23 protein-coding genes are annotated in these 26403 nt (G+C 63.6%); 6 read left to right on the top strand and 17 right to left on the bottom strand.

Annotated elements, in window-relative coordinates:
- Window positions 1-20 precede the first annotated feature (20 nt).
- A complete protein-coding gene (locus VFO25_11140) occupies window positions 21-803 on the bottom strand; it encodes an MEDS domain-containing protein (GenBank protein ID HET9343457.1) in 783 nt (260 codons plus the stop codon).
- Window positions 804-852: 49 nt separating this feature from the next.
- On the opposite strand from VFO25_11140, the gene VFO25_11135 reads away from it, so the two are divergent.
- Window positions 853-1662, top strand: a complete 810-nt coding sequence (locus VFO25_11135) for a biotin--[acetyl-CoA-carboxylase] ligase (GenBank protein ID HET9343456.1) — start codon at window positions 853-855, stop codon at window positions 1660-1662.
- A gap of 130 nt (window positions 1663-1792) precedes the next feature.
- Here the strand turns inward: VFO25_11135 and VFO25_11130 are convergent, their stop codons facing one another.
- The 7 genes from VFO25_11130 to VFO25_11100 form a co-directional block, all read right to left on the bottom strand.
- On the bottom strand, window positions 1793-3568 hold the full coding sequence (locus VFO25_11130; GenBank protein HET9343455.1) for a hypothetical protein: 1776 nt from the start codon (window positions 3566-3568) through the stop codon (window positions 1793-1795).
- A 163-nt stretch (window positions 3569-3731) separates the two neighbouring features.
- A complete protein-coding gene (lipA, locus tag VFO25_11125) occupies window positions 3732-4592 on the bottom strand; it encodes a lipoyl synthase (protein ID HET9343454.1) in 861 nt (286 codons plus the stop codon).
- Complete coding sequence (gene lipB, locus VFO25_11120) at window positions 4589-5242, bottom strand: lipoyl(octanoyl) transferase LipB (protein ID HET9343453.1); 654 nt, start codon at window positions 5240-5242, stop codon at window positions 4589-4591. The genes lipA and lipB overlap by 4 nt, the downstream gene beginning before the upstream one ends.
- 72 nt (window positions 5243-5314) lie before the next feature.
- Window positions 5315-6718, bottom strand: coding sequence for a dihydrolipoyl dehydrogenase (lpdA, locus tag VFO25_11115; protein ID HET9343452.1), 1404 nt, complete (start codon window positions 6716-6718; stop codon window positions 5315-5317).
- A 3-nt stretch (window positions 6719-6721) separates the two neighbouring features.
- Window positions 6722-8071, bottom strand: a complete 1350-nt coding sequence (locus VFO25_11110; GenBank protein ID HET9343451.1) for a dihydrolipoamide acetyltransferase family protein — start codon at window positions 8069-8071, stop codon at window positions 6722-6724.
- A gap of 104 nt (window positions 8072-8175) precedes the next feature.
- Window positions 8176-9177, bottom strand: coding sequence for an alpha-ketoacid dehydrogenase subunit beta (locus tag VFO25_11105; GenBank protein ID HET9343450.1), 1002 nt, complete (start codon window positions 9175-9177; stop codon window positions 8176-8178).
- Window positions 9177-10277, bottom strand: coding sequence for a thiamine pyrophosphate-dependent enzyme (locus VFO25_11100; GenBank protein HET9343449.1), 1101 nt, complete (start codon window positions 10275-10277; stop codon window positions 9177-9179). Before VFO25_11100 ends, VFO25_11105 begins: the two co-directional genes overlap by 1 nt.
- Window positions 10278-10536: 259 nt before the next feature.
- Here VFO25_11100 and VFO25_11095 point away from each other — a divergent pair, with 259 nt between their 5' ends.
- Window positions 10537-11145, top strand: a complete 609-nt coding sequence (locus tag VFO25_11095) for a hypothetical protein (GenBank protein HET9343448.1) — start codon at window positions 10537-10539, stop codon at window positions 11143-11145.
- On the top strand, window positions 11142-11618 hold the full coding sequence (locus tag VFO25_11090) for a hypothetical protein (protein HET9343447.1): 477 nt from the start codon (window positions 11142-11144) through the stop codon (window positions 11616-11618). Before VFO25_11095 ends, VFO25_11090 begins: the two co-directional genes overlap by 4 nt.
- A gap of 53 nt (window positions 11619-11671) precedes the next feature.
- Here the strand turns inward: VFO25_11090 and VFO25_11085 are convergent, their stop codons facing one another.
- Both VFO25_11085 and VFO25_11080 read right to left on the bottom strand, forming a co-directional pair.
- A complete protein-coding gene (locus tag VFO25_11085) occupies window positions 11672-13156 on the bottom strand; it encodes an aldehyde dehydrogenase family protein (protein ID HET9343446.1) in 1485 nt (494 codons plus the stop codon).
- Window positions 13157-13161: 5 nt separating this feature from the next.
- Window positions 13162-14373 carry a thiolase family protein gene (locus tag VFO25_11080; protein ID HET9343445.1) on the bottom strand — a complete coding sequence of 404 codons (1212 nt, stop codon included), beginning with the start codon at window positions 14371-14373 and terminating at the stop codon, window positions 13162-13164.
- A gap of 64 nt (window positions 14374-14437) precedes the next feature.
- Between VFO25_11080 and VFO25_11075 the strand changes: the two genes are divergently transcribed.
- The gene (locus VFO25_11075; GenBank protein HET9343444.1) at window positions 14438-14965 is read left to right on the top strand and encodes an NUDIX hydrolase; all 528 of its coding nucleotides are present in this window, start codon (window positions 14438-14440) and stop codon (window positions 14963-14965) included.
- Between the two features lie 81 nt (window positions 14966-15046).
- On the opposite strand, the gene VFO25_11070 is transcribed toward VFO25_11075, so the two are convergent.
- Together VFO25_11070 and VFO25_11065 are read right to left on the bottom strand one after the other, a co-directional pair.
- Complete coding sequence (locus tag VFO25_11070; protein ID HET9343443.1) at window positions 15047-16300, bottom strand: hypothetical protein; 1254 nt, start codon at window positions 16298-16300, stop codon at window positions 15047-15049.
- A 116-nt stretch (window positions 16301-16416) separates the two neighbouring features.
- Window positions 16417-16950, bottom strand: coding sequence for a hypothetical protein (locus tag VFO25_11065; GenBank protein ID HET9343442.1), 534 nt, complete (start codon window positions 16948-16950; stop codon window positions 16417-16419).
- A gap of 76 nt (window positions 16951-17026) precedes the next feature.
- Here VFO25_11065 and acpS point away from each other — a divergent pair, with 76 nt between their 5' ends.
- Both acpS and VFO25_11055 read left to right on the top strand, forming a co-directional pair.
- On the top strand, window positions 17027-17452 hold the full coding sequence (gene acpS, locus VFO25_11060; protein HET9343441.1) for a holo-ACP synthase: 426 nt from the start codon (window positions 17027-17029) through the stop codon (window positions 17450-17452).
- Window positions 17449-19017 carry an NAD(P)H-hydrate dehydratase gene (locus VFO25_11055; protein HET9343440.1) on the top strand — a complete coding sequence of 523 codons (1569 nt, stop codon included), beginning with the start codon at window positions 17449-17451 and terminating at the stop codon, window positions 19015-19017. The genes acpS and VFO25_11055 overlap by 4 nt, the downstream gene beginning before the upstream one ends.
- 91 nt (window positions 19018-19108) lie before the next feature.
- Here VFO25_11055 and VFO25_11050 read toward each other — a convergent pair whose 3' ends face one another.
- The 5 genes from VFO25_11050 to uvrA form a co-directional block, all read right to left on the bottom strand.
- Window positions 19109-19936, bottom strand: coding sequence for a Cof-type HAD-IIB family hydrolase (locus tag VFO25_11050; GenBank protein HET9343439.1), 828 nt, complete (start codon window positions 19934-19936; stop codon window positions 19109-19111).
- A gap of 33 nt (window positions 19937-19969) precedes the next feature.
- Entirely contained in the window at window positions 19970-21985 is a 2016-nt protein-coding gene (gene ligA / locus VFO25_11045; GenBank protein ID HET9343438.1) for an NAD-dependent DNA ligase LigA, read from the bottom strand.
- A gap of 107 nt (window positions 21986-22092) precedes the next feature.
- Window positions 22093-22446: a PilZ domain-containing protein gene (locus VFO25_11040; protein HET9343437.1), complete on the bottom strand. Its 354-nt coding sequence runs from the start codon at window positions 22444-22446 to the stop codon at window positions 22093-22095.
- 35 nt (window positions 22447-22481) lie between these two features.
- Window positions 22482-23189: a hypothetical protein gene (locus VFO25_11035; protein ID HET9343436.1), complete on the bottom strand. Its 708-nt coding sequence runs from the start codon at window positions 23187-23189 to the stop codon at window positions 22482-22484.
- Window positions 23190-23300: 111 nt separating this feature from the next.
- Window positions 23301-26357, bottom strand: a complete 3057-nt coding sequence (gene uvrA / locus VFO25_11030) for an excinuclease ABC subunit UvrA (protein ID HET9343435.1) — start codon at window positions 26355-26357, stop codon at window positions 23301-23303.
- Window positions 26358-26403: the final 46 nt, after the last annotated feature.

Raw genomic sequence — 26403 nt, 5'->3', positions numbered from 1 at the left:
AGTCCTGGCGCTGACAGCCGTCAGGTCTTGACGAACGTGTCTTCTCCACACACGAACTCGCGGTGAAGGCGCTGCAGCTCGAGGAGCGTTTGCGCGTTGCCTTTCGGCGCCATCCACACGCAGACGAGCAGCGCGGGAAGTTTGGCGATCCAGTCGCTCAGGCGCTCTTCGTATTTGCGTAGCGCCGCGGCGTCGACTTCCGAAGGGTCGACTTCCGGATGGCCAAGGAAACGAACTTCGCTCCAGCCGGCCTTCATGACTTCGCGCACGGTCGCGTCGAACGACTCGATCTGTCGGATCGCGTCGAAACCGCTGAGCGACTCGTACCACGTGAAGGTGAGCTGGTGCGTGTGCCGGAGCGCTTCGACGTCGTGGCCGCACGCCGAGATCATCGCTTCGAGCCGATCGCGATGGTCCGGGTGGACGCACAGCACGACCGCTTGATGTCCGCGCAGCCCGTTGTCGACGAAGGATCGCGCGAAGCCGACGTACTCTTCCATGTCTTTGACGATGAGGAGTACGTGCCGTCCGTGGCTGAAAGTCTCATCTTCGAGGCCGAGGTTGAGGCGGCTGTGGCCGTTCGGCTGCTCGAGCTTCTCGCGGATGAGCGAGAGCGAATAGCCTTTGCTCTTCAGTCGGTTGATCTCGGCGACACGGTGGAGCGCTGCTGCTTCATCGAAGAGGTTTGTCCGTCCGGACACCTCGTCGACGCCCAACAGGCCGCATTCGCCGTACTTGCGAAGCGTCGGCACGGACACGCCGAGCGTCGCCGCAAGTTCTTTGATCGTCACTTTCCGTGACAAGTTAGTAGCCTCCGCCTTCCCATTTTGCCGTTCGAGATGTAGCACGTAGATGTCTGACCTCCGGTCCTTTCCGCCCTCGCTGATCGACGAGGATGCTCTTGAGTCGGGGATCCGCGACCTGCCGCGCTTCGGCATCGTGCGGTACTCGGTCGGCACGGACTCGACGCAATCTCGCGCACTCGATGTCCTGCACGACTTAGACGCCGGTGGCATATCATTTGTTACGGAGTCGCAGGACATGGGGCGAGGTCGTTCGGCGCGTCGCTGGACGTCGCCGATCGCTTCGGGACTGCTATTCTCGACGATACTTCCCAGTGATATGAGCGCGACATCGTTGCCTGCGGTCGGTTTTTGGTCATCGCTCGCGATCGCTCGTGCCGTTGCGAGTGTGTGCGGCATCACATCGGATATGAAGTGGCCGAACGATCTGCTGCTCGGCGGACGCAAGTGCGCCGGCATCTTGTGCGAGGGACGTTCCGAGGGTTTGAGCACGCGCATCGTGGTCGGCGTCGGGCTCAACGTCAACCGGCCGTCGTCCGTACCCGAATCGATCGCGTCGAGCGCGGCCTGGTTATCAGATGTCGCCGGAGCGGCGATCGATCGCACCGCGCTTCTCGTCGCCGCGCTGCGTGCATATGAGGAATCGTTCGATGCGCTCGTGGAGCAGCCGAGCGCTGTGATCGGGGAATGGAGAGCGCGCTCAGGTCTGGTCGGTCAATACGTCGTGGTGAAAGCGCTCGATGGGGCGACGCTACACGAAGGCGAAGTGCTCGACGTCGCTCCCGACGGTTCGCTCGTGCTCAAGACATCGCGCGGCCGCGTCCCGGTGATGCTCGGCGACGTCGACGTGCTTTCCTAGCAATTCTCAAAATGGGGAGCGGAGATTTATCTCGACCGCCGCGATCTTGCTATTAAAGTGAAAGGGGAGCGGTCGAACTTTACGGTCGACCGCCGCGGCCTTGCTATGAGAGTGAAGAGAGAGCGGTTCGTCAAATAGCGGCGGCGCTTCGGAGCGTTTGCAAATCCGCTCTGAGGGCATTGACGGTCTGACGATATTCCTCAAGGCGCTGCGACAACTCGGCCGCCGCTGTGTGATCGAGCGCCGCACCGGCGGCCGAGCACAGCGCGGCCAACGAGCGCATCTCGTCCGGATCGATCGCCTCGCCCGTTTCGTGAGGCCCGTACAAAGCAATCGCTCGCAGCTGGTGACGGTTGAAGACTGGCAGAGCGACGATCGGGGTGTTTTCGCCAATAGGCAGGCCAGGGACGTTCCAGCCGATCTGATCGAGCATGACCGGACCACGCTCTCCATTGAGGTGAACGAGAAGCGGGTCGTGCGCGCCTATCGGCGTGTTCGACTTGTCGACGCCCTCCGCAGCGTCGCGGGCGAAGTCGCCGTTGTCCACGCGACGATAGAACGCGGCCGATCTGAAGCCGAGCGCGTCCATCGGCTCCTCGACGACGATCTGCGCGATCGTCGAATACGACTCGCTGTGCTGGAGCCCGGAGGCGACACGAGCTAAACGCTGTTCTGCGAGGTGGCGTTTGCGGAAGATGACGGAGTCGACGAGCCGGTCGACGCGCCCATGTAAGCGATTCAACCAAAAGCCGATCGCGACGGCAGCGACCACCTCGCCTGCGGCGGCGAGACGCGTCTGTGCGAGGACACCGCCGATGAACCATTCGATGATCGCGAAGACAGCGACCGCGAGCGACGTGAGGATGCCGTAGACGAGGCCGCGTCCGATGACGAAGTTGAGATCGAGCACGTGATGCTTGAAGACCGCGTATGCGACGCTGATCGGAATGAAGACGACGAGGCCGTTCAAGATGTCCGACGGGTCGCCGGCGTTCGTCCACTGCGAAGGCCAACCTTGACCAGGCAGAAACTGGCTTAACTCCTGGTACGCGTACGCGGCATAGAAGATCGCGAAACCAGCGACGACCCAGCGTAGTCTCTGGCGCTGCTCTGGACCTGATAGGACGAAACCTGCAGCGAGTGTCGCGAGCGCGATCAACCCGACGCCTTCAGTCACGACATTCATGACCGCAAACGTTGCCGATGGCTGTACGATGCCAAGCAAGAAGAGAACGTACGACACCGATGGCAATGCGAGAAGGATGCTGAATATCGGGATGAGCTTTTCGATCCGATACCTCCAACCGCTCGAGGAACGCGATGGGAAGTTCGTCGCGAAGATCAACAGGCCGAGCGGCGCGAGGATGTTGTAACAAATCGTCACGAGCGCCGTGTTGGCGATGACTATCGGTGTCGTGCCGACGAACTCCAAGACCGCGGATCCACCGTTCGTGCTTCCGATGGCATAGAGCCAGAAGCCCCACGTCATAAGACTCGGCCGCAGCAGCAACAGAATCGCGGCCACGACGATGAAGATGGTCGCGGTGGAACGCTTCACGATCGAAACCGCTTCAACGCCGGTCGCTTGCGCGGCGGGATATCGAAGCACGATCGGGATGCTGCTGCCCGCGCGGTCGACGATGAACTTCGTCGAGCTGCCCGGACGATACAAATACCAGGTCTGCATTGCCATGCGCGCTAGGATGTCGGTCGTCGGCGGCTCGATGTGATCGCCGACCCGAAGGCCTGCTTGCGTTGCGATCGAATCTGGCGTCAACGAAATGACGTCGTAGTGGAAGTCGACGCTGAACGGTATCTGGTTCATGTCGCGTGCGACGAACATATTGGGCAAGGTCAGCCCAATGACAAGAGCGGACAACCCGACGACGACAACCGTACGCAACATCGATGATCGCTCCGCTTAAACGAAGGTCGACCGCGTCACATGACGCGGTTGGAGATTCTCGCTTAGATTAGAGTTCTTGGCTTTGGCGACCTTCGCAACCCGCGTGGCGTAGACGGCCGATGTAGAGGGCCGAGCTTCGCTCGGCATACCACATTTACATCATCTACATCATCGTCGTGAAGGCTTGCTCTGCGTGATATGAGGAGCGGACGAGCGGGCCCGAGACGACCTGATGGAAGCCCATCGGTTTCACTTGCGCGGCGAACCACGCGAACTTCTCCGGCGTCACAAATTGGACGACCGCGAGATGCCGCTTCGTCGGCTGCAGATATTGGCCGAAGGTGATGATATCGACGCCGGCTGCGCGGAGATCGTGCGCGGCCTGCAAGACGTCTTCGTCCGTCTCGCCGAGGCCGAGCATGATGCTCGACTTCGTGTACTTCTCGGGCCGCCGCTGTTTCGCATAGGCGAGCACCGAGAGCGTCTGATCGTAGCCGCAACGACGGTCACGCACTCGTGGCGTCAACGTCCGCGTCGTCTCGATATTGTGCGCGTAGACGTCGGGGTCGGCGTCGAGCACGGTCTGAACCGCCGAAAGATCGCCGCGATAATCAGACGTCAGCACTTCGACCTTGACATGCGGCGTGCGGGCCTTGATCGCGCGGATCGCTTCGGCCATCTGCTGCGCACCGCCGTCGGGCAAGTCGTCGCGGTCGACGCACGTGATGACGCAATAGTTGAGCTTCAGCTCTTCGACGCTCTTGGCGAGCTTGAACGCCTCGAGCGGATCGATCGCGTTTGGATGGCCGGTCTTGACGTTGCAGAAGCGGCAGCCGCGCGTGCACGTGTCGCCCAGGATCATGAACGTCGCGGTGCCGACGCCCCAGCACTCGGCGATGTTCGGGCACATCGCTTCCTGGCAGACCGTGTGGAGCTTACGCTCGCGCACGATCGACAGCAAGTTGTTGTAATTCTCGCCGGTCGGCAGTTTGACTTTGAGCCATTCCGGCTTGCGTGCGATCACGACGCCACCTGTTCGACGAACGTCACCGAGTAGGCTTTTTCGAGCGCTATGCGCATGTGCGGCTTGATATCCTCGAGAGATATTTCCCGACCGGCCTCGCGCGTCACCGACGTCGTTTCGACGTCGGGCATGCCGCACGGATTGATGAGCCGGTAGTAACCGAGATCGGTGCAGACTTCGAGCGCGAATCCATGAAGCGTGACGCCCGACCGCACCGCCGCGCCGATCGACGCGATCTTCGCGCCGCGAACGAAGACGCCCGCGTGATCTTTGCGCTGCTCGCCGACGACCCCGAACGCGCCGATCGCCTCGATGATGGCCGCCTCCATCTTGCGCACGAAACCTTGCACCTCGCGCAAGCGACCGAGTTTGAAGATCGGGTACCCGACGAGCTGGCCGGGGCCGTGATACGTCAGATCTCCGCCGCGTTCGACTTCGAAGTAGTCGACGCCGCGGCGCGCGAGCTCATCGCGCGACACGAGCAGGTTCTGATTCTTGCCCGACTTGCCCATCGTGATGACCGGCTCGTGTTCGCAGAAGAAGAACGTGTCGGGTCGTTCGTCGCGCACGCGCTCGCCGTGCGCGCGGCGTTGGATGTCGAGCGCCGGCCCGTATCTGATGCGTCCGAGATCTTCGAGGATGGCGTCCATGCTTGGCTCTATTCGCCGAGCTTCGCTCGGCATACTACATTTCGCCGAGCTTCGCTCGGCCTACTACATCGCTTACTTGGGTGGGGTGTTGACCATATGGATAGCTCGGCCGTGCAAGAGTTCCGACGCTTCCATGATAGACTCGGAGAACGTCGGATGCGGGTGCACGGACAGGCCGATATCCTCGACGGTAGCGCCCATCTCGATCGCGATGACCGCTTCGGCGATCATCGCCTCGGCCATCGGCGATACGATGTGAACGCCGAGCACGAGGTCCGTCTTCTTGTCGCCGATGACCTTGACCATACCTTCGGTGATGCCGACCGTGCGCGCTCGGCCGAGCGCAGCTAAGCGGAACTTGCCGATGCTGATCTCGTAGCCGGCCGCCTTCGCTTGCTCTTCCGAAAGGCCGACCGTCGCGACTTCGGGATCCGTGTAGACGCAGTTCGGCATCGCCATCGGATCGTAAGCGGACTTCATGCCCGCGATGACCTCGGCCGCGATGACGCCTTCCTTCATCGCTTTGTGCGCGAGGAGCGGCGCGCCGGTGCAATCACCGACCGCGTAGACGCTTGGCAAGGCGGTCCGCCGCAGCTCGTCGACCTTGATGAAACCGCGATCGATCGCGAGGCCGAGCTTGTCGGCGCCCTGCGGTGTCCGCGGCCGCCGGCCGACGGCGACGAGCATCTTCTCGGCCTCCTGCATGACGTTCACTTCGCCTTGCAGCTTCGCGACGATCCCATTCGATCGCACGTCGACGCTCGCGCACTTCGTCTTGAGGTGGATGTTGATGCCTTGTTTCTTGAGGATGCGCAGCAAGAGCGTCGAGGTCTCGAGATCCGTATCGCCCAAGGCGCGGTCGAGCATCTCGACGACGGTGACTTCGGCGCCGAGCCGGCGATAGATCGTCGCGAACTCGAGGCCGATGACACCGGCGCCGAGGATGACGATGCTGCGCGGCACTTCCGCCATCGCGATCGCGTCGTCGGAATTGAGCACGGTCTTGCCGTTTCGCTCGAAGCCGGGAAGCGCCACCGGTTCCGATCCGGTCGCAATGACGAGGTTGTCGGCATTCAACGTCTCGTCGCCGCCGTCGTTCTTCTTGACGCGGACGGTGTTCTTGTCGACGATGGTCGCGACGCCGAACATCGCTTCGACCTTGTTCGCTTTGAAGAGCGTGCCGATGCCGCCGACGAGGTCGTCGATCATCTTCGACTTCCACTTGTTCAGTGTCGGGAGGTCGACTTTCGGCTCGCCGAAGGTGATGCCCATCTCCTTGACGTCGCGCGCGGCGGTGATGACCTCGCCGACGTGGAGCAGCGCCTTGCTCGGCATGCAGCCGACGTTGAGACACACGCCGCCGAGGCGGTAGCTCTCGACGCATAGCACTTTCTTGCCGAGCTGGCCGAGCCGGATCGCGGCCGAGTAGCCGCCGGGGCCGCCGCCGATGACGATCGCGTCGTACCGTGTCGCCACGCTCTAGTTCCCCTCCATCAGCATCAGCGCGGGGCTGGCGAGATAGTCCGCGACTTCGCGGACGAAACGCGCCGCGAGCGCGCCGTCGACGACGCGGTGGTCGAAAGAGATCGATAAGTACATCATGTGACGGATGACGATCTGGCCGTTGCGGACGACCGGGCGTTCCTGGATGCCGTGCGTGCCGAGGATGCCGACTTCCGGATAGTTGATGACCGGGAACGTGAACAAGCCGCCGACCGAGCCGACATTCGTGATCGTGAACGTGCCGCCGGCGATGTCGTCGTGTGCGAGCTTGCCGGCGCGCGCCTTGTCTGCCAGCGCGTTAATAACGTTCGCGAGTTCGAATATCGTCAGCCGATCGGCATGATGGACGACCGGGACGACGAGACCGTTGTCGGTGTTCGCCGCGATGCCGATGTTGTAGTCCTTCTTGAGGACGATCTCGTGCGCCGCGTCGTCGAGCGACGCGTTCATGTATGGATACTTCTTCAGCGCGTAGCAGACCGCACGGACGAAGAACGGCAAGTACGTGAGCTTGACGCCGCGCTGCGCGGCGATCTCTTTCGCTCCGGCGCGCAACGCGACGAGCTCCGTGAGGTCGGCCTCGTCCACGTGGAGCGTATGCACGGCCGTGTGTTTGCTCTGGGTCATGCGGTCCGCGATCGCACGACGCAGCCCGCGAAGCGGAACGCGCTCCGTTCCGCCGGACTCTGTAGAGACCTGAGGGGCGGCCGCTGCCGGCCGCGATGCAGCTGTCGTCGCACCGGTAAGCGACGCCGCGACTCGCTTCACGTCCTCACCGCGGATGCGGCCACCATCTCCTGAGCCGCGAACGTTGTTGAGATCCACGCCGAGTTCGCGCGCGAGTTTGCGTACGGCCGGTGCGGCCATCGGCTTACCGAATGCGCTAAGCGTCGCGCTCTCTGCGGCAGCTGCCGTCGGAGCGGACGGCGTAGCTGCGCTCGAGCCTCCATCGACGGCGGCGTGACCGTTCGGCCCGGGTTTCGATGGCGACGATGCCGGCGAAGACGCAGCCTCGCCTTCGGAGACGACCTTGCCGGGCGTGACGTGCTCCATCGGCACGCTCTCGCCCCCGGCCGGCAACGTCTCTCCTTCCTTGCCGAAGATCGCGATCGGCTTGCCGATCGCGACGACCTCGCCTTCCTTGGCGACTTGCTTGAGGAGCACGCCTTCGAACGGCGACGGGACTTCGACCGTCACCTTGTCGGTCATCACTTCGACGATGAGCTGGTCCATCGCGACGTGGTCGCCCTCTTTGACGAGCCACTTGACGATCTCGCCTTCGATGACGGATTCGGCGAGTTCGGGCATCTCGAGTTCGACGGGCATGTCGCGGTCTCCATCGCCGAGCTGCGCTCGGCCTACTACATCCGGCCGGTCGAGCTAAGGCTCGACCGCTACATCATCTCCGAGCTGCGCTCGGAATACCACACTCAATAGTTCAGCGTTTTTTGGATCGCGCGCTTGACGCGCTCGGCGTTCGGCATGTACGCCTTTTCGAGCGCATACGGGAAGGGCGTATCCCAGCCGCCGACACGCACGAGCGGACCCTCGAGGTAGCCGATGTGATGTTCCGCGATGTGCGCGGCGATCTCGCCCATGAAGCCGCCGATCGTCGGCGCTTCTTGGAGCAGCACGACGTGGCCAGTCTTCGCGACGGTCTTCGCGATCGCATCCATGTCGTACGGTTGGAGCGTCCGCAAGTCGATGACCTCGACTTCGACGCCGTCTTTCTTCACGAGCTCAGCTGCTTCGAGCCCGACGTGCACCATCGCGCCGAACGAGATCAACGAGACGTGCTTGCCTTCGCGCGTCACCGCCGCTTTGCCGAGCGGCACTTCGTACGCGCCTTCAGGCACTTCGTTCTTCACCGCGCGATAGATCTTCTTCGGCTCCATGAACACGACCGGATCCGGATCGCGGATCGACGCGATGAGCAATCCCTTCGCATCGTACGGATTGCTCGGCGCGACGACTTTCAAGCCCGGCGTCGACACGAAGTACGCCTCGGGCGACTGCGAGTGGTAGCCGCCGCCGCGGACGCCGCCGCCGTACGGCGAACGCACGACCATCGGACAGGCGAACTCGCCGGCGGAGCGGTAGCGCATCTTCGCCGCTTCCGAGACGAGCATGTCGAAACCGGGGAACAGGAAGTCGATGAATTGGATCTCGGCGACCGGCTTCAAGCCGTAGAGCGACATCCCGACCGCCGCGCCGATGATGCCCAACTCCGCGAGCGGGGTGTCGATGACGCGGTCCTTGCCGAACTGATCGATCAAGCCTTCGGTGACGAGGAAGACGCCGCCGCGGATGCCGATGTCCTCGCCGAGAAGCACGACGTCTTCGTCGCGCGACATCTCGTCGATGAGCGCGGACCGGACGGCCTGCACCATCGTGCTCGTCGTCTGTTTCTTCTCTGCTTGTGCGGTCGCCATCAGTTGATCCCCAATTCGGCCGCGAGCTCTTTGCGCTCCCATTCGAGTTGCGGCGTCAACTTCTCGTATGCGTCGTCGAGCACGGTGATCGGCTCCGGCGCGGGGCTCTTCTCGGCTTCCTCGAGCGCCGCGGCGACTTCCGCTTTGCACTCGGCTTGGAGCTTCTGCTCCTTCGCGTCATCCCAAAGTTTGCGCTTTTCGAGGAACCTGCGGAAGCGCGTGATCGGATCGCGCTCGTTGCGCCACATCTCGAGTTCACCCTTCGGGCGGTAGCGCGTGTCGTCGTCGGCCGACGAGTGCGGACCGTAGCGATACGTGTACGCCTCGATGAGGCTCGGGCCGTCGCCGCGCCGCGCTTTGTCGGCGCAGTGCTTCGTCACCGCGTAGACGGCGAGCACGTCGTTGCCGTCGACGAGATAGCCCTCCATCCCGTACGCCTTCGCTTTCTCGGCGATGGTCTTCGTATGCGTCTGCTCGTCGAGCCGAACCGAGATCGCGTACTGGTTGTTCTGGCAGAACAGGATGATCGGCGAGCCGTACACGGCTGCGAAGTTCATGCCGACGTGGAAGTCGCCTTCGCTCGTCGCTCCGTCGCCGAAGTAGCAGATCGTCATCTCCTTGGTCTTCTTGATCTTCTGCGCCATCGCGGTGCCGACGGCTTCGGTGATCTGGTTGCCGACCGTCGACGACGGCGGCACGATACGTAGGTCTTTGCGGCCCGGTCCGTGCGGCATGAGCCGGCCCTTGGAGGGGTCGAGCATGCGGCCGAGCTGATGTGCGAACCACTCGGCGGCGCGCAATCCCTTGACGAGCATGCTGCCTTGCGATCGATGATCGCCGAAGAGATAGTCGGTACGCTCGAGCGGCAGCGCGCTGCCGATCTGCGACGCCTCTTGGCCGGCGATCTGCGCGTAGAAGCCCGAGCGGCCTTGGCGGACGAGGATGTAGCCGCGGTCGTCGACCGCGCGCGCGTAAACGAGCCAGCGATAGATGCTGAGGAACTCGTCCTTCGACAACCCGAGCGAGTCGACGTCCGGGCCGGGCGTGCCGTCGTACTCGAGCACTTTGATCGGCGTGTCGGTAAAGGGGGTAACGGTCATGGATGACTCCGATGGAGCAGACGCTCGTGACGGTTCGATCGAACCTCGCACGAGCGAAAGACGACCCTGGGTGAAGCGAGTTTGCGCTTCTTATAGATATTCGGCTTTTCCCTCCGCCATCCGGAAACGTGCTCGGCGAGGCAAGGAGTCGAAACTTCCTTTCATCTACCTAGTCGTCTGACGGATACATCCTTTCGCTCAATGGAGGCTTCGCGCCATCAGACTCGGGCCTTTCAACTTCCTCAAGTTCGCATTTGGGTTGTATCGCTTCCCGCCGGGCCAGCCGCTCGACGCGGCAATCCAGGGCGAGCTCCTGCGCGAGCTTCATCGCGACTATCCGACGCTGACGCAGATCCCGGGCGGCGCGATGTTCACCGAGCCCCAAAAGGGCCGCGTCTTGATCGTCGACCCGACAAAAATCGAACTGACCGCGATGAACACGCCTTCGGTCACGGCAGCGGTCGACCGGATGTATGACGACCTGCGCAAGATCGTCCCCATCCTCCACGTCGTACCACCGTTTCGCATCAAGGTGGAGGGCGCGGGGACGATCCAGGCGATGGAGGGTTTGGATCCTGTCGGCGTTCTGAAGTCGTATGCACCGCCGCGACCGTCGTGGAGCGAACTTGTCGGCCGCTGTGCATTCGCGGGGTTGCGTTACGTGTTCGCTTCGGAAGACGGCGCGCAGCACGACGTTCACGTCGAACCGCTCTTCGCGCAGCCAGACAAGTTCTTCCTGACGATCACGAACGCGGCGGGCCCGCAAGGTTCGACGTCGCTCGAAGAAGCGATCTCGTTGGCGCGGCATGAAGCGGAAGTCATCGAGCGGCTGAGCGACCGGATAGTCAACGACATAGTCGGCGTGTGAAACCGCCAAGGTCTCCGCTCCCGTACATGATCGTCAATGTCGTACTTACGGCGATCTTCATCGCCGTAGAGCTGCCGCTCATCTGGGTCAATGGCGTCGAGGGCGTTCGTTTCTGGGTCGCGATCGCGTGGCTGTTCGGCGTGATGCTCTCGACGTTCACCTTCGTCCGTACGAGCCGCGTCGTCGCGAGTCGGTCGTTCATCTCGACGACGCTGTGGTCGATCCTGATGGGCCTTGTCGTGCCGATCGGATGGACGACGGTCTTCCACATACCAGGAGACCCTCTGTCGTTCATCCTTTTCTGGAACGCCTGGGGTCCGGCCGCGATGGCTGTTACCTACTGTGTCGTCCTATCCGCGTTCCCGCGAGCCTCGCGTATCAACTGGGTGCTCGGCGTCATCTGGTCACTGCTCTTCTTCGCAGACGGCTACCTCGCTATCTCCTTGAAGATCTTCTGCTGCGACTGGATGTAGCAAGACCGCGGCGGTCGAGATAAATCTCGACCGCTCCCTTTTCACAGGTCTGGTCAGACGCCGAGGGGGTTGACCGCCTTCGTGCCGGTGTACATGACGACGCCCTTCGTCTCCGTGTAGAGATCGAGCGTCTGCAACGCGAGCTCGCGGCCGAATCCCGACTGCTTGTAGCCGCCGAACGGCATTCCAGGATGGATCGAGAACGGCGTGTTGATCGCGACGCCGCCCGCTCTGATCGCATGCGCGACGCGATGGGCGCGGCCGGCGTTCTGCGTCCAAACGGACGCCGCCAGACCGTAGACCGTGTCGTTCGCGATGCGGATCGCCTCGGCTTCATCCCTGAAGGTCGTGATCACCGCGACGGGACCGAATATCTCTTCCTGCGCGACGCGCATGTCGTTGCGGACCTTGTCGAGCACTGTCGGAAGCAGGAAGTTGCCGGCGCTCAACTCGCCCTCGGGCCGCTGGCCGCCGCACGCGACAACTGCGCCCTCCTGCGAACCGATCCCGACGTAGCCCTCGATCTTCTCCAACTGGCTGCGCGAGATGATCGCGCCGATCTGCGTCTTCGGGTCCATCGGATCGCCGACGCGCAGCGACTTCGCCTTCTCGACGAACTTCGCCGTGAACGCGTCCTTGACGCTCTCGTGGACGAGGATGCGCGAGCGCGCGTCGCACGACTGCCCGGCGTTGTGGAAGATGCCGTAGACGGCGCCGGCGACGGCCGCATCGATGTCGGCATCGTCGAAGACGAGGCTCGGCGACTTGCCGCCGAGCTCGAGCGTCACGCGCTTGATCGTTGCGGACGCGATCTCCATGATCGTCGCGCCGGTCTTCGTCTCACCGGTGAACGCGATCTTATCGACTCCCGGATGTCCGGCGAGGTACGAGCCTACCGTCGCCCCCGGACCCGGCAGCACGTTGACGACGCCCGGCAGGCACCCGGCCTCCAGACAGATCTGGCCGAGCATAAGCGCGGTCAGAGGAGTCGGCGACGCAGGCTTGAGGATGACGGCGTTGCCGGCGGCGATCGCAGGCGCGACCTTCCAGCCCGCCATGAGCAGAGGATAATTCCACGGCACGATCTGTGCGCAGACGCCGACCGGCTCTTTGAGCGTGTAGTTGAAGTAGCCGGGAAGCGACGGCATCGTAGAGCCCATGAGCTTCGTCACCGCGCCGCCGTAGAACTCGAACAGCTCGATGATCTGATTGATCTCGCCCTTCGCGCCGGCGAGCGTCTTGCCGGTGTTCAAGACCTCCGTCTTGGCGATGTCGTCGATGCGCTCGCTGAGGATGTTCGCGATCTTGAAGAGCACGCGCGCGCGGCGTGCCGGCGGCATCGTCGCCCACTTGCCTTCGAGCGCTGCTCGAGACGATGCGACCGCTGCGTCGGCGTCGTGGATCCCGGCCGCGGCGACCCGCGCGATCGGCTTGTTCGTCGAAGGGTTGACGATGTCGGTGTAATTGCCGGACTGAGGCTTCACCGACTCACCGTTGATGAAGAGCTCGTACGTCTGCTGCTCGAGCGCGACGGCCATGCGAGTCAGTTCCTTTCCACGATCGTTGCGATACCCTGACCGACGCCGATGCACATCGTCGCGAGTCCGCGCTTCGCGTCGCGCGCGTCCATCGCGTGCAGCAAAGTGACGAGAATGCGGGCGCCGCTGCAGCCGAGCGGATGGCCGAGCGCGATCGCCCCGCCGTTGACGTTGACGCGATCCATCGGCATCTCGAGCTCGCGCGCGCACGCGAGCGCTTGCGCCGCGAACGCTTCGTTCAACTCGATGAGATCGATGTCGTCGATGCGCATGTTCGCGCGCGAGAGGGCTTTCTGCGTCGACGGTATCGGACCGAGACCCATGCAGTTCGGGTCGACGCCCGCGACCGCGGATGTCGTGATTCGCGCGAGCGCTTTGAGTCCGCGACGGTTCGCCTCGTCGGCCGACATGAGGACGACGCCGGCAGCGCCGTCGTTGATGCCGCTCGAGTTGCCGGCCGTCACGCTGCCGCCTTCGCGGAACGCCGGCTTCAGCGACGCGAGCTGTTCGAGCGTGGCATCGGGCCGCGGATGCTCGTCGACGGCGACGATCGAAGGCGGCGTACCTTTTTTCGCCTTGCCGTTCGAGACCGGCACGCCGACGATCTCTCTGTCGAATGCGCCGGCGCGCTGCGCCGCGCCCGTCTTGTGTTGGCTCGCCAGCGCGAACTCGTCTTGTTCGCGACGCGAGATCTTGTATCGATCTGCGACGTTCTCCGCGGTCTCGCCCATCGACAGCGGAGGATAGCCGCGTGCCGTGAGCTTCGGGTTGTACATGCGGGCGCCGAGCGTTGTGTCGTAGAGCTGCGGCGCGCGCGCGAATTCGGTTTCGGGTTTCGGCATGACGTACGGCGCGCGCGTCATGCTCTCGACGCCGCCTGCGATGAAGACGTCGCCGCAATCGGCGATGATCGCTTGCGCCGCGCTGTTGATCGCCTGGAGTCCGGAACCGCAAAGTCGATTGAGCGTCGTGCCAGGTACCGTCTCCGGAAAATCGGCTGCGAGCACGGCCATGCGCGCGACGTTTCGATTGTCCTCGCCGGCCTGATTGCTGCAGCCCCACATGACGTCTTCGACGTCGGATGGATCGATAGCGGCGCGCTCGACGAGCGCACGTAAGACGAGCGCCGACATGTCGTCGGGGCGTACCGAGCGCAGCGCGCCGCCATACTTGCCGATTGGCGTTCGCGCCGCGGCGACGATCACGACTTCGCGCATGGATATCCTCGGGGCTGGTGCAATCTAACGGGTTTCAAGCGATTTGTGGGTCGAGAGGTGTTTCTTGGTCCAGGTCATGGGTACCCGCCGCATCTTCCAAGGGCGCATCATCGGCGTGCGCGTGGACGACGTCATCTATCCGAACGGAAACCGTTCCGACGTCGAGATCGTGGAACACAACGGCGGCGTCTGCGTCATCGCACAGCCGGATCCGGCATCGATCGTCTTGGTGCGCCAGTTCCGGCCCGCGATCGGACGTGAGTTGTGGGAGGTTCCGGCCGGCAAGCTCGACGGCGACGAGGACACGGCCATCGCTGCACGCCGCGAACTGCTTGAAGAAACGGGTTACCGCTGCAAATCTCTGCGCAAGTTGTGGTCGTTCTATTCGGCGCCAGGTTTTTGTTCCGAGCTCCTTCATCTATATGTCGCCGAGGGATTGACCGCGGGCGAACCGCAGCCTGAGGCCGATGAGGTACTCCACGTCCAGACATTCGCGGTCGTGGACGTGCAGCGGATGATCGAACGCGACGAGATTCCGGACGCGAAGACGCAGATCGCCGTGGCCTGGGCGCTCCGAGAGCTGCATCGCTAAACACCGTTAGACCGCGGCGGTCGAGATAGATCTCGACCGCTCCCATTTTTTCGTTCTTTAGGAGCGGTCGAGTGTGCGCCGCTAGTGGCGGACGGCGATCGTGCCGTTCGGTAGCACGGTCGGTTTGTGCGTCGTGACGCTGCGAGTGAACGCGTTCGTCAGCATCGATGGGGCGTTTGCGAGACGTGCGCCTTGCGATACGTACGGCGCGGCGACGATGCGATAGTCGAAGACGATGTTCGATCGTGCGCCGTGCTCGCGGACCACGAAACCCGCAGCGCTCTTCTGCGTCACGTAGAGACCGGGCGTGTCGCCCTGCGGCGTCAGGAAGACGAGGTACGAGCGCGTCAGATCCATAGTGCCCGCAAAGCGCGCGTCGATGTGGACGTACGCCTGACCGCCCGACAGCTGCGCCTCGCCGACGTCTTCCACGGTCGCAACCGCTTGCATCGGACCGTACATGACGACGCGATTACCGCTCGACGTCTGCATCGCATCGTGCGGTGTGCCGTTCTGCGTCAGCGTTCCGGCGATGACCATGTTGCCGGCATTGTCGAGATCGAGCTTTTCCGTGCTGGCCGCGTACGCTCTGAAGAGCGGACCGCCGCCGAAATTCGCGGCGGCGAGCGCTTCAGCCGTGTGCCCTTGCGCTTCCGCGACGACGCCTTCGCCGATGTCGGAGTTGAAAACGCCGCCAGGCGGTGCCGCGGGGAACTCCGTCGTGATGGTTGACGAGAACGTCAGGCCGAGGAATGCGGCGTTGAGGAATCTGCCGCGCTCGAATTGATCGGCTTGTATGCCGATGCCGGTGCCGGAGAAGCCGAGAACGCCGAATGCCTGCGACGAGTTGCCCACGTCTTCACCGAAGACGCCGGCCGACGCTATGCCCGTGACGTTGCTCTGCGTCGTGCCGAAGAGTCCGTCGCCGCCGTTCGCGTTCGCGACCATCGCGGTGCCCGGCCCGGCTTTGCCCCAGACGCCGATCCCGGTCGACGTCTCGCCGAGCACGCCCGCATTGTTGAACGGCGTGCCGTTCGGATTCGGTGTCGCGAGATCGCTGCCCCGAACGCCGAAGAAACTCGACCTCGTGTTGAATGCGGTCGTCTGACCGTCGATGCCGGTGTTTTGCGTGCCGATGCCCTCGATGGCCAGTCCGGTGCCGGCGTTCGTGCGGAGCACGCACTCCGTCGAGTTGTTGCACGTTATCGATAGGTCACCGCCTGGCGCTCTGGAGGCGACCGCCGGGCTAAGCGCGATCGCGCCCGCGGCGGCTAGCACGCCGCATGCGATGCCGATACTCCAACGCGAAAAGGCCCGCTTGGGAGTAGTACTCATCGGAAATATCCCCCTCAAGAAAGCGAAATAAGGGCGCGCGACTTCGGCGCACGGCCGATGTCCGTCCTTGGGTCCTTATGCTTGGGGCTTTTCTAGAGCGCGGCGCTAGGTCCGCGTCAGCGGTTGGCTGCTCTCACGCGCTTATCGCACGAGTCGCAGAAGTACGTCAGCTTGCCGTCCGTGTCGTGGACCGAATGGCTGAAATACATGGCGCAGCGCGTGTTGTAGCAGTGCTTGAGGCCGAATGCGTGGCCGAGCGCGTGCACGCATTCCTTGAGCGTGCGGTTGAAGAGCGAGCCGTCATCCGGCGGCTCGTTGTTGTGCTCGGGGCGAAGCCGGAAAGTCGATACGACCGCGACCCGATCCGATTCGCTCGCATCGCCGAAGATATAATTGTGCGCCGCTTTGTAGAGGTCGCCGGCCATGACGCCTAGCAGCAGACCGTCTTGCCGCGGGAAAGCGGCGAGCATGCGATTGAAGACGGTGTTGAGGAAGAACTGACCGCGCGTCGCGTTCGCCTGGGTAAGGGAGAGGGTGAGCGGCTTTTCGACTGCGAACTTGTGGAAAAATCTCTCCTCCAGGCATGGGGCGAGCCGTTCGCAGAAATCGGTGCCGACGCCGTTCATGGGGACGAGACTTATTTTTTCCACCGTGAGGTTCCGATTCTCCACGCGCTCCGCTCCAGTCCTCCGGTGAGAGCGAGCGCGCATCCGGGAGCATTAACGTATGATCATCGGGATCGGCGTCGACATCGCGGAAGTGCATCGCTACGAATTCGACGACCTCAAGCTCGAACGTTTCGCGCACAAGGTGTTCACCGAAGCTGAGGTCGCACACGCGAAGCGCTATCGCTATCCTGCGGAGCGCCTCGCCGGCGCGTATGCCGCGAAAGAGGCGACGCGAAAAGCGTTCGGCCATGCGATCCCGTGGCGACACGTCGGCGTGCGCCATCAGCGCAGCGGCCGACCTTTCATCGAGTTGACCGGCAGAGCGGAACAGCTGATGAGCGCGAGAGGCGTGCGCCGGATGCACCTCACGATCACGCATAGCCGGAGCGACGCCATCGCGATCGTCATCTTAGAAGCCGACGACCCGGCCGGCGGCGTCATGTCGTCGCCGCTGACGGGCGCAGGCGAGGCGGCCGCTCGATGAACGCGCTTACGGCTTCGGAAATGCGCCAAGCCGATCTCCGCACCGTCGAGGATGTCGGCATCCCGCCGTTGTTGCTCATGGAGTCGGCCGGTCGGGCAGTCGCCGATCTCGCCCGCGATTTCCTCGACGATCTCGACGGCGACCCGATCCGCGTGGCGATCGTCGCCGGCCCGGGAAACAACGGCGCCGATGCGCTCGTCGCCGCGCGCTACCTCATGCAGGTCGGATTCGAGCCCGATATCTACATGGCGGCCAAGGCCGAAGACTGCGACGAGCTATGCCGCGCGCAGCTCGACATCATGGAAGGTCTCGGCGCGTCGATCTCGTTCCTGCGCGAGCAGTCGCCGGAATTCTTCCGCTCCGGGCTGCGCGCCGCCGCGCTCATCATCGACGGATTGCTCGGCACCGGGTCTTCAGGCCCGCTCCGGGATCAGTACCGCACCTGGGTCAACGAGATCAATATCGCGGATCGCGACGTCATCGCCGTCGACGTACCGACCGGCATCGATCCGAGCACCGGCATGGTCGCGGGGCCGGCGGTCACCGCGACGGCGACGGTCACGATGGCTGCACCGAAAGTCGGCATGCTCTTGTATCCGGCCGCGTCATACGTCGGCGAGCTCTGGGTCGCGCACATCGGCATCCCGCCCTCGATCCTCGCGGAGGTCGGCGCGCGCTATCATGTGATGACGAAACAGCAGTTCTTCTACTGGTTGCCGCACCGCAGCCCTCAGGCGAACAAACGGACCGCGGGCGACATCGTCATCATCGGCGGCAGCCGGCAATACGTCGGCGCTCCCGTGCTCTGCGCCGTCGCCGCACAGCGAACGGGTGCCGGATACGTCACCGTCGCGTGCCCGCACGACGCGTCATCGGCGATCAGCCATCATCTCGTCGAACAGGTCGTCACGCCTTGGCCCGACGGCGATGCCTCGACTATCGTCGATTTCTTGCTCGAGCTGACGCGCCACTCGGGCGCGGTCGTCATCGGACCTGGGCTCGGTCGCGAAGAGAAGACGCAGGCGATCGTCCGCGGCTTCGTCAGGGAGACGGCGCGCCCACTCGTCGTCGATGCCGATGCGCTCTTCGCGCTTGCGGGTCATACCGACGTCGTGTCCGGCAAGAAGGCGGTGCTGACGCCGCACGACGGTGAGTTCGCGCGACTGCTCGGCGAAAAGGCGGATACCGCGATATCGAATCGCATCAAGGCGGCCGACGACTTCGCGTCAGCGCTCGACGCGACGCTGCTCCTCAAGGGTCCGCGATCGATCGTCGCGACGAAAGAGGCGACGTACGTCAACCTCACCGGCAACGAGCTGCTCGCGACCGCCGGATCCGGCGACGTCCTCTCCGGCATGATCGGCGCGATGCTCGGCGCCGGCTGTTCGTCGCGACAAGCCGCCGCGATCGCAGCGTACTGGCACGGCATCACCGCAGCGTATCTGCACGATCAGAAGAAGCACTCGATCGCCGCGGGCGACATCTCTGCCGCGCTCCAAGACGCGCTCCACTGGCACGACGAGCAGGAAGAGGAAGACGACGGCTACCTGACCCGCGTCGTGTAGCCCTGATGTCTTGGGAGCGGTCGACCTTTACGGTCGACCGCCGCGGTCTTTCAACTTCAAGGTCGTCTGCGGTCGAGCTAAAGCTCGACCGCTACAAATCTTCGTATGCGCTTTTGAGCAGGCGTTCGAGGACGACCGCGACGCCGTCGTCGTCGTTCGAAAGCGTCACCTCGTTCGCGACGTCGCGCGTCACTTGCGCACCATTCGCCATCGCGACGCCCCAGCCGGCCCAGCCGACCATGCCTGCGTCGAGTGCACCGTCGCCGATCGCCATGACGTCTTCGCGCGCGATGCCGAGGTCGGCGGCGAAGCGCTCGAGCGCGAAATGCTTCGACATGCCTTTGTGCATGAACGTCAGCTCGAAGACGTCGTCGATCATATCGTCGACTTCTTCGAGATCGAGATGGCGTAGGTCGAGCCGCGCTTGCTCGAAGCGGTTGTCGCCGAAGTAGCGCACCATGAGCGTCGGATGCTCGAGCGCCTTGCGCAGATCCGGCGTCGTGAGCCACTGATGCTTCTCCCAGCCGCCGCCGTACTTGCTGACGATGTCGGCTGTTGCGACGTAGTGCTCGCCTATGTATAAGCAGGTGTCGTAGCCGTGCGCGAGCCCGTAGTCGACAGCCTCCCTAGCGGCGTCGCGATCCAGCGAGAATTCCTCTAGCACCGAATCGTCGCTCGCGTCTTTCACGAGCGCGCCGTTGACGCAGATGAGCGGCACATGCAAGCCGAGCTCGGCCGCGTGCGGCTTCGCCGACCGATAGGCCCGATACGTGACGATGACGACTCGAATACCGCGGTCGCGGACCTCATTGATGGCCGCTTTCGTCCGCTGCGAGATCTTGCCCATCGAGTTGAGCACGGTCCCGTCGAGATCGATCGCGATGAGCTTTGGAAGCGGCAAGGCGAGCCTTTCACTCAAGAGCCGAGCTTCGCTCGGCATACCACATTTAACTCAGGACAACAGCGCGCGTAACTTGTCTTCGTCGATGATCTTCACGCCGAGCGATTCCGCCTTCGACAGCTTGCTCCCGGCCGATTCGCCGGCGACGACGTAGTCGGTCTTCTTGCTCACCGAGCCCGACACTTTGCCGCCGGCCGCGACGATCATCGCGCTCGCATCTTCGCGCGTGAGGTTGGCCAGCGTTCCGGTGAGGACGAACGTCTTGCCCGCGACCTTGCCGCCGGTCTTCGAACGCCGCGATGCCGGCTCGCCGCGCATCGTCACGCCCGCTTTTCTCAGCTTCTCGATGACCTTACGGTTCTGCGGCTGCTGGAAGTACGTCGCGATGCTGTCGGCGAGAACGGGGCCGATCTGCTCGACGGTCTGCAGCCTTACCGCGTCGACTTTTTCGAGCGAATCGACGTCGCCGAATTCGTCGGCCAATAGCTGCGCCGTCTGCGCGCCGACGAAGCGGATGCCGATCGCATAGAGCAATCGCCAGAACGGCCGCTTCTTGCTCTGCTCGATATTGGCGAGCAGATTCGAGGCCATCTTCTCGCCCATCCGAGGCAGCTTCAAGAGGCGCGCCTCATCGAGGGCATACACGTCGGCGACGTCGCGGACGTAACCCGCGTCGACGACCGCCTCGCAGAGCTTGTCGCCTAAGCCCTCGATATCCATCGCACCGCGCGACGCGAAGTGTCGCAATCCTTCCTTTATCTGTGCGGGGCACGCCGCGTTCGTGCAGTACGCCATCGCTTCGCCTTCTGCACGGTGGATCGCGGAGCCGCACACGGGGCAGCGCTCGGGCATGTGCCACTCGCGCAGGCGTTTGCCTTCTCGCTCGCTGACGACGGGTCCGACGATCTCGGGGATGACCTCGCCCGCGCGTCGCACGATGACGATGTCGCCCGGGCGGATATCCTTTTGGTGGATGTAGTCCTCGTTGTGGAGCGTCGCCGTGGTCACGGTGACGCCGCCGACGTGGACCGGCTCGAGCACGGCGTACGGATTGACGCTGCCGGTGCGGCCGACGTTCACCTCGATCGAGAGCAGCTTCGTCCGCGCCTCTTCGGGCGGATACTTGAACGCGATAGCCCAGCGTGGATCCTTGCCGACAAAACCGAGCTTTCGCTGCTGTTCGAGCGAGTCGATCTTGACGACGATCCCGTCGATGCCGAAATCGAGCGTCGCGCGCTCGTGCTCCCACTTCTCGCAATAGGCGACGAGCTCGTCGAAGTCGACGAAACGTTTGCGGCGCGTGTTGACCGGCAGGCCGAAATCATGCAGCTCGTCGAGCAACTCGGCCTGGGTCTTCGCGCGCAGCGGCGGCTCGGCATCGCCGAGCGCGTATGCGTAAAACCTCAGCGGCCGGGTAGCGGTTATGCGCGGATCGAGCTGCCGCACAGCGCCGGCGGCCGCGTTACGCGGATTGACGAAGGGCGGCTCGCCGGCGGCAGCTCGCTTCTCGTTCATCGCATCGAAGTCGGTGCGGCGCATGTAGACCTCGCCCCGCACCTCGAGCACGCGCGGCGCTTTGCCCGCGAGCCGAAGCGGGATGGAGCGGATCGTGCGCAGGTTGGACGAGACGTTCTCGCCGACGGACCCGTCGCCGCGTGTCGCGCCGGACACGAACGCACCGTTTTCATAGCGCAGCGAGATGGCGAGTCCGTCGATCTTGAGCTCGGCGACGTATGCGACGCGATCGCCCTTCGAGGCCTTGAGAACGCGTTCGTTCCACGCTCGCAACTCGTCTGCGCCAAACGCATTACCGAGCGAGAGCATCGGTATGTTGTGCTTGTACGGTGTGAAGGCGGATGACGGCGCCGTGCCGACGCGCGTCGTCGGACTATCCGGCGTCTGCAGCTCGGGATGGTTGGCCTCAAGCGCCTGCAGCTCCCGGAGCAAGCGGTCGTATTCCGCGTCATCGACCGAGGGCGCGTCGAGGATGTAGTACTCGTGCGAATAGCGGTTGAGGAGGTCGCGCAACTGAGCCGCGCGCTTCGCGTCAACGGACTGGGCGGTCATCGCGAGTCGGGTTCTATGGTAGGGTAGGGCGACCTTTGCGGGCGCAAAGCCGAGCTTCGCTCGGCCGGTCGAGCTAAAGCTCGACCGCTACATCCTCAATCGTGGTGTTAGGCGGTCGGGGTTTTGCGGATCAGATAGTTGATGAGGTCGGACGTGATCTCGCTGACGCGGACGAACGACACACCCGTGCCGCGTGCGTCGTTTCGGATGACGGTGCCGTAGACGTAGATCGGCTCCTTCTCGCCCGCCAGATCGAGATCGATCGTGAGCAAATCGTTTTGCGAGAGCGGCATCTCCGTCTCGATGAGCATCCCGCCGGCGCTGATGTTGACGATCTTCGCATCGAAGCGCTTATCTTCTTGGCCCTTGTGCAGATGGACGGGCATCGACCGCGCGACGCGATCGTGCGCCCGGCGTTCGGCACCGGGATGCGAGGAACGGGAATCAGCACCATTGCTCATAGCAGCGGTATGTTTCCCGAATGAGGCCCGGAAACCTAGCTGTTGTTGTAGAGCTTGACGTCGCCGACGTGGTTCGCCCAGTACCACGTGCGCGAAAGGCTCCAGGCGATCGTGTTCCACACCGTCAGCTCGAGTTTGCGGCCGGCGGGGAAGAACGCGACGACGACGAGGAACGCGGCGACATACGCGGTGACGCCGAGCGAGTTCCAAAATTTCGTGCTGCGCGTCGCGTGCGCTTGCTGCCGCAGCGGAGCGGGCTCGAAGTACGTGCGCTCGGTCGTCGACACCCCGACGTCCATGCGTCCGAGATCGCCGCGCTGGTAGACCGGTTGAACCGCGAGCTGATCGGTGGCGAAATTACGGCCGCTCGGCGGAGCGATTGTCGCTGCCGCGGGCCCGCCGGTGAGGAGACGCTGGATCTTCTGCTTGGCGTCGTCGCTCAGCTCGATGAAATCGAAAAGCGTCTCGACGCCGATGCCGTCCTCGAGCGGACGCTGCGAAACGACGCGGATGAGCCCCCGCGCGGTCGCGTTGAGCGCCTTCATGTCGATGGCGGTGAAGAACACGGTGCCCGGATTGACCGTCGAGCGGATCGTCGCGAGCATCGCGGTCTCGCTCAAACGTGACGCATGTCCGCTTTCGTCGATGCCGAGATCGGAGTTGCGGATGTTGATCGACACCGGGTAGGAGAGCGCAGCGGGCAGGTCGTCTCTGCTCTGCGGATGAGTCGCAGCGTCAGCCATTATAAGTCCTCGTACTTTCTCATCGGCGGAAGACGCGGCGGATTTACTTCAGCGCCGGTTTGTACCGAATCGCGGTCCATATGAACCCGGCCTAGCCGATGCACTGCGTCACTACCGCGACTTCGTGCTCTCGAGCGTGCGAAGCAGTTCGAGGTTGACGCGTTCGAAGTCGGCGACGGCGCTGTGCTCGCTCGAGATCGCGATGTGCGCGCGCGGGTCGGCGAGGACGCGGCGGAGGTAACGCCCGGTGTATGATTCCGGAACCTCGGCGACCTCTTCAGGCGTGCCGGTCGCGACGATCGTGCCGCCCTTGTCGCCGCCCTCGGGACCGAGGTCGATGACGAAGTCGGACGTCTTGATGACGTCGAGGTTGTGCTCGATGACGAGCACCGTGTTGCCGGCGTCGACCAAACGCTCGAGCACGCCGAGCAGCTGCGCGATATCGGCGAAGTGAAGACCCGTCGTCGGTTCGTCGAGGATGTAGAACGTGCGCCCGGTGCTCCGTCTCGACAGTTCCGTCGCGAGCTTGACGCGTTGCGCTTCGCCGCCCGAAAGGGTCGTCGCGGGTTGCCCCATCTGGATGTAGCCGAGACCGACGTCGCAGATCGTCTGCAGCTTGTTGTGGACCCGAGCCACGTTGGCGAAGAACTCCGCCGCTTCGTCGACGCGCATCTCGAGCACGTCGGCGATCGACTTGCCCTTGTACTTCACCTCGAGCGTCTGCTGGTTGTAGCGCTTGCCTTTGCACGACTCGCACGGGACGTAGACGTCCGGCAAGAAGTGCATCTCGATCTTGATAATGCCGTCGCCCGAGCACGACTCGCATCGTCCGCCTTTGACGTTGAACGAGAACCGGCCCGGCTGATAGCCGCGCACGCGCGCGTCGGGCGTCATGGAGAACAGCTCGCGGATCGGATCGAACGCGCCCGTGTAGGTCGCCGGGTTGCTGCGCGGCGTCCGGCCGATCGGCGATTGGTCGATCACGATCGCTTTGTCGAGCTGATCGAGCCCGACGACGCGCCCGTACGTGTCGTCCGCCGGCTGGCCGTGGAGATGATGCGCGAGCGCGCGATGGAGCACCATCTCGACGAGCGTCGACTTGCCCGAGCCGGAGACGCCCGTCACCGAACAGAGGACGCCGAGCGGAAACGTCACGTCGATCCCGCGGAGATTGTTCGCTCGCGCGTTCTTCACCGTGATAGAGCCCTTCGGCGTCCGGCGGCGCTTCGGGATCGGGATGATGTCGTCACCCTTGAGGAACCTGCCGGTGAGCGATTCCGGATTCGCGATGATGTCGGCGATCGAGCCGGCCGCGATGACCCTGCCGCCGTCCTTGCCTGCGCGCGGTCCGATGTCGACGATGAAGTCGGCCTCGCGCATCGTGTCTTCGTCATGCTCGACGACGATGAGCGTGTTGCCGAGGTCGCGCAACGTCTTGAGGGTCGCGAGCAGCCGCGCGTTGTCACGCTGGTGCAGACCGATCGACGGTTCGTCGAGCACGTACAGCACGCCGACGAGCGACGAGCCGATCTGCGTCGCGAGCCTGATGCGCTGCGCCTCGCCGCCCGAAAGCGTCGTCGCGCTGCGGTCGAGCGTCAGATACTCGAGCCCGACGTTGACGAGGAAGCCGAGCCGCGCCTTCAATTCCTTGACGATCTGGCGAGCGATCTGTTCCTCGCGCGCGCTCAGCGTCATCGCGTTGACGAATTCGAGGGCGCGGTCGACCGGCAGTCCGGTGAGTTTCGCGATCGACAGACCGCCGACCGTGACCGCGAGCGATTCGGGTTTGAGCCGAGCGCCTTTACACGCGGGGCATCGCACCGAGGTCATGAGCTTTTCGAGCTCTTCCTTCACCCACTCGGACGACGTCTCGTCGAATCGCTTTTGCAATCCCGGGATGATGCCGCGATAGTTCGCCTCGTAGTGCCACTTCTTACCCGACTTCGTCCGGTACGTGAACGACCGCTTCTCGTCGTCTTCGTCGAACCCGTAGAGCACGAGATCGAGAAGATCTTTCGGGATCTTCTTGATCGGCGTGTCGAGATCGAAACCGTCTTCCTTGAGGAGCGCCTCGATCTGCTGCATGTAGAACGAGTTCATGCCCCACGACAGGCCCTTGGTCCACGGCACGACCGCGCCTTCGTTGAACGACTTGTTGCGGTCGGGTATGACGAGGCGCGGGTCGATCTCGATCTTGACGCCCAGCCCGGTGCACTCAGGGCACGCACCGTACGGCGAGTTGAACGAGAACATGCGCGGCGCAAGCTCGTCGAACGACAGGCCGCAGTGCAGACAGGCGAACTTCTCCGAGAAGTTCAGCTCCTCGTCGCCGAGCTTCGCTCGGCCTACTACATTCTTTGAGCCGGTCTTGGCGGAGCCGCGGTCGATGAGAACCGTGACCGTGCCTTGCGTGAGACGCAGCGCCGTTTCAACCGAATCGGTGAGGCGCTTGCGCAGGTCCGGCTTGATGACGAGGCGATCGACGACGACTTCGACCGTGTGCTTGCGCTTCTTATCGAGGTCGATCTTCTCGCGCAGCTCGCGGATGACGCCGTCGACGCGCACGCGCGCGTAGCCATCTTTGATCGCCTGCTCGAACAGCTTCTGATACTCGCCTTTGCGGCCGCGCACCATCGGCGCGAGGATTTGGATGCGCGTCCCTTCCGACAGGGCGAGGATCTGCTCCACGATCTGCTCCGCCGTTTGCGGCGTGATCTTCCGGCCGCAGTTCGGGCAGTGCGGCTCGCCGATTCGCGCGTACAGCAGACGGAGATAGTCGTAGACCTCGGTGACGGTTCCGACGGTCGACCGCGGGTTGCGGCTCGTCGACTTCTGGTCGATCGAGATCGCCGGCGAAAGCCCCTCGATGTAATCGACGTCGGGCTTTTCCATCTGGCCGAGGAATTGGCGCGCGTACGACGACAGCGATTCGACGTAGCGGCGCTGGCCTTCGGCGTAGATCGTGTCGAACGCCAGCGAGCTCTTGCCCGATCCGGAGAGGCCCGTTATGACGATGAGCTGATTTCGCGGCAGCGTGAGGTCGATATTCTTGAGGTTGTGCTCGCGCGCGCCTTTGACGACGATCGTCTCGATGCCGTGGCGAACCGGCACCGGCGCGGCCGGAGCGGCGTGTGGGTCGATAGGACTGCCGTTCGGGCGCGCACTCATGGACGTGCTGGATTCGCTAAAACGGCAGCGGTCGACCTTTACGCGC

The sequence above is a fragment of the Candidatus Eremiobacteraceae bacterium genome (assembly GCA_035710745.1).
Taxonomy (GTDB): Bacteria; Vulcanimicrobiota; Vulcanimicrobiia; order Eremiobacterales; family Eremiobacteraceae; genus JANWLL01.
This window is presented reverse-complemented; position numbering and strand designations above follow the sequence as displayed.

Coding starts and splice junctions, on each gene's coding strand:
- VFO25_11135 (HET9343456.1), top strand. CDS start 853: ATGTCTGACCTCCGGTCCTTTCCGCCCTCGCTGATCGACGAGGATGCT.
- VFO25_11130 (HET9343455.1), bottom strand. CDS start 3,568: ATGTTGCGTACGGTTGTCGTCGTCGGGTTGTCCGCTCTTGTCATTGGG.
- lipB (HET9343453.1), bottom strand. CDS start 5,242: ATGGACGCCATCCTCGAAGATCTCGGACGCATCAGATACGGGCCGGCG.
- VFO25_11110 (HET9343451.1), bottom strand. CDS start 8,071: ATGCCCGTCGAACTCGAGATGCCCGAACTCGCCGAATCCGTCATCGAA.
- VFO25_11105 (HET9343450.1), bottom strand. CDS start 9,177: ATGGCGACCGCACAAGCAGAGAAGAAACAGACGACGAGCACGATGGTG.
- VFO25_11100 (HET9343449.1), bottom strand. CDS start 10,277: ATGACCGTTACCCCCTTTACCGACACGCCGATCAAAGTGCTCGAGTAC.
- VFO25_11085 (HET9343446.1), bottom strand. CDS start 13,156: ATGGCCGTCGCGCTCGAGCAGCAGACGTACGAGCTCTTCATCAACGGT.
- VFO25_11080 (HET9343445.1), bottom strand. CDS start 14,373: ATGCGCGAAGTCGTGATCGTCGCCGCGGCGCGAACGCCAATCGGCAAG.
- VFO25_11070 (HET9343443.1), bottom strand. CDS start 16,300: ATGAGTACTACTCCCAAGCGGGCCTTTTCGCGTTGGAGTATCGGCATC.
- acpS (HET9343441.1), top strand. CDS start 17,027: ATGATCATCGGGATCGGCGTCGACATCGCGGAAGTGCATCGCTACGAA.
- VFO25_11055 (HET9343440.1), top strand. CDS start 17,449: ATGAACGCGCTTACGGCTTCGGAAATGCGCCAAGCCGATCTCCGCACC.
- ligA (HET9343438.1), bottom strand. CDS start 21,985: ATGACCGCCCAGTCCGTTGACGCGAAGCGCGCGGCTCAGTTGCGCGAC.
- VFO25_11040 (HET9343437.1), bottom strand. CDS start 22,446: ATGAGCAATGGTGCTGATTCCCGTTCCTCGCATCCCGGTGCCGAACGC.
- VFO25_11035 (HET9343436.1), bottom strand. CDS start 23,189: ATGGCTGACGCTGCGACTCATCCGCAGAGCAGAGACGACCTGCCCGCT.
- uvrA (HET9343435.1), bottom strand. CDS start 26,357: ATGAGTGCGCGCCCGAACGGCAGTCCTATCGACCCACACGCCGCTCCG.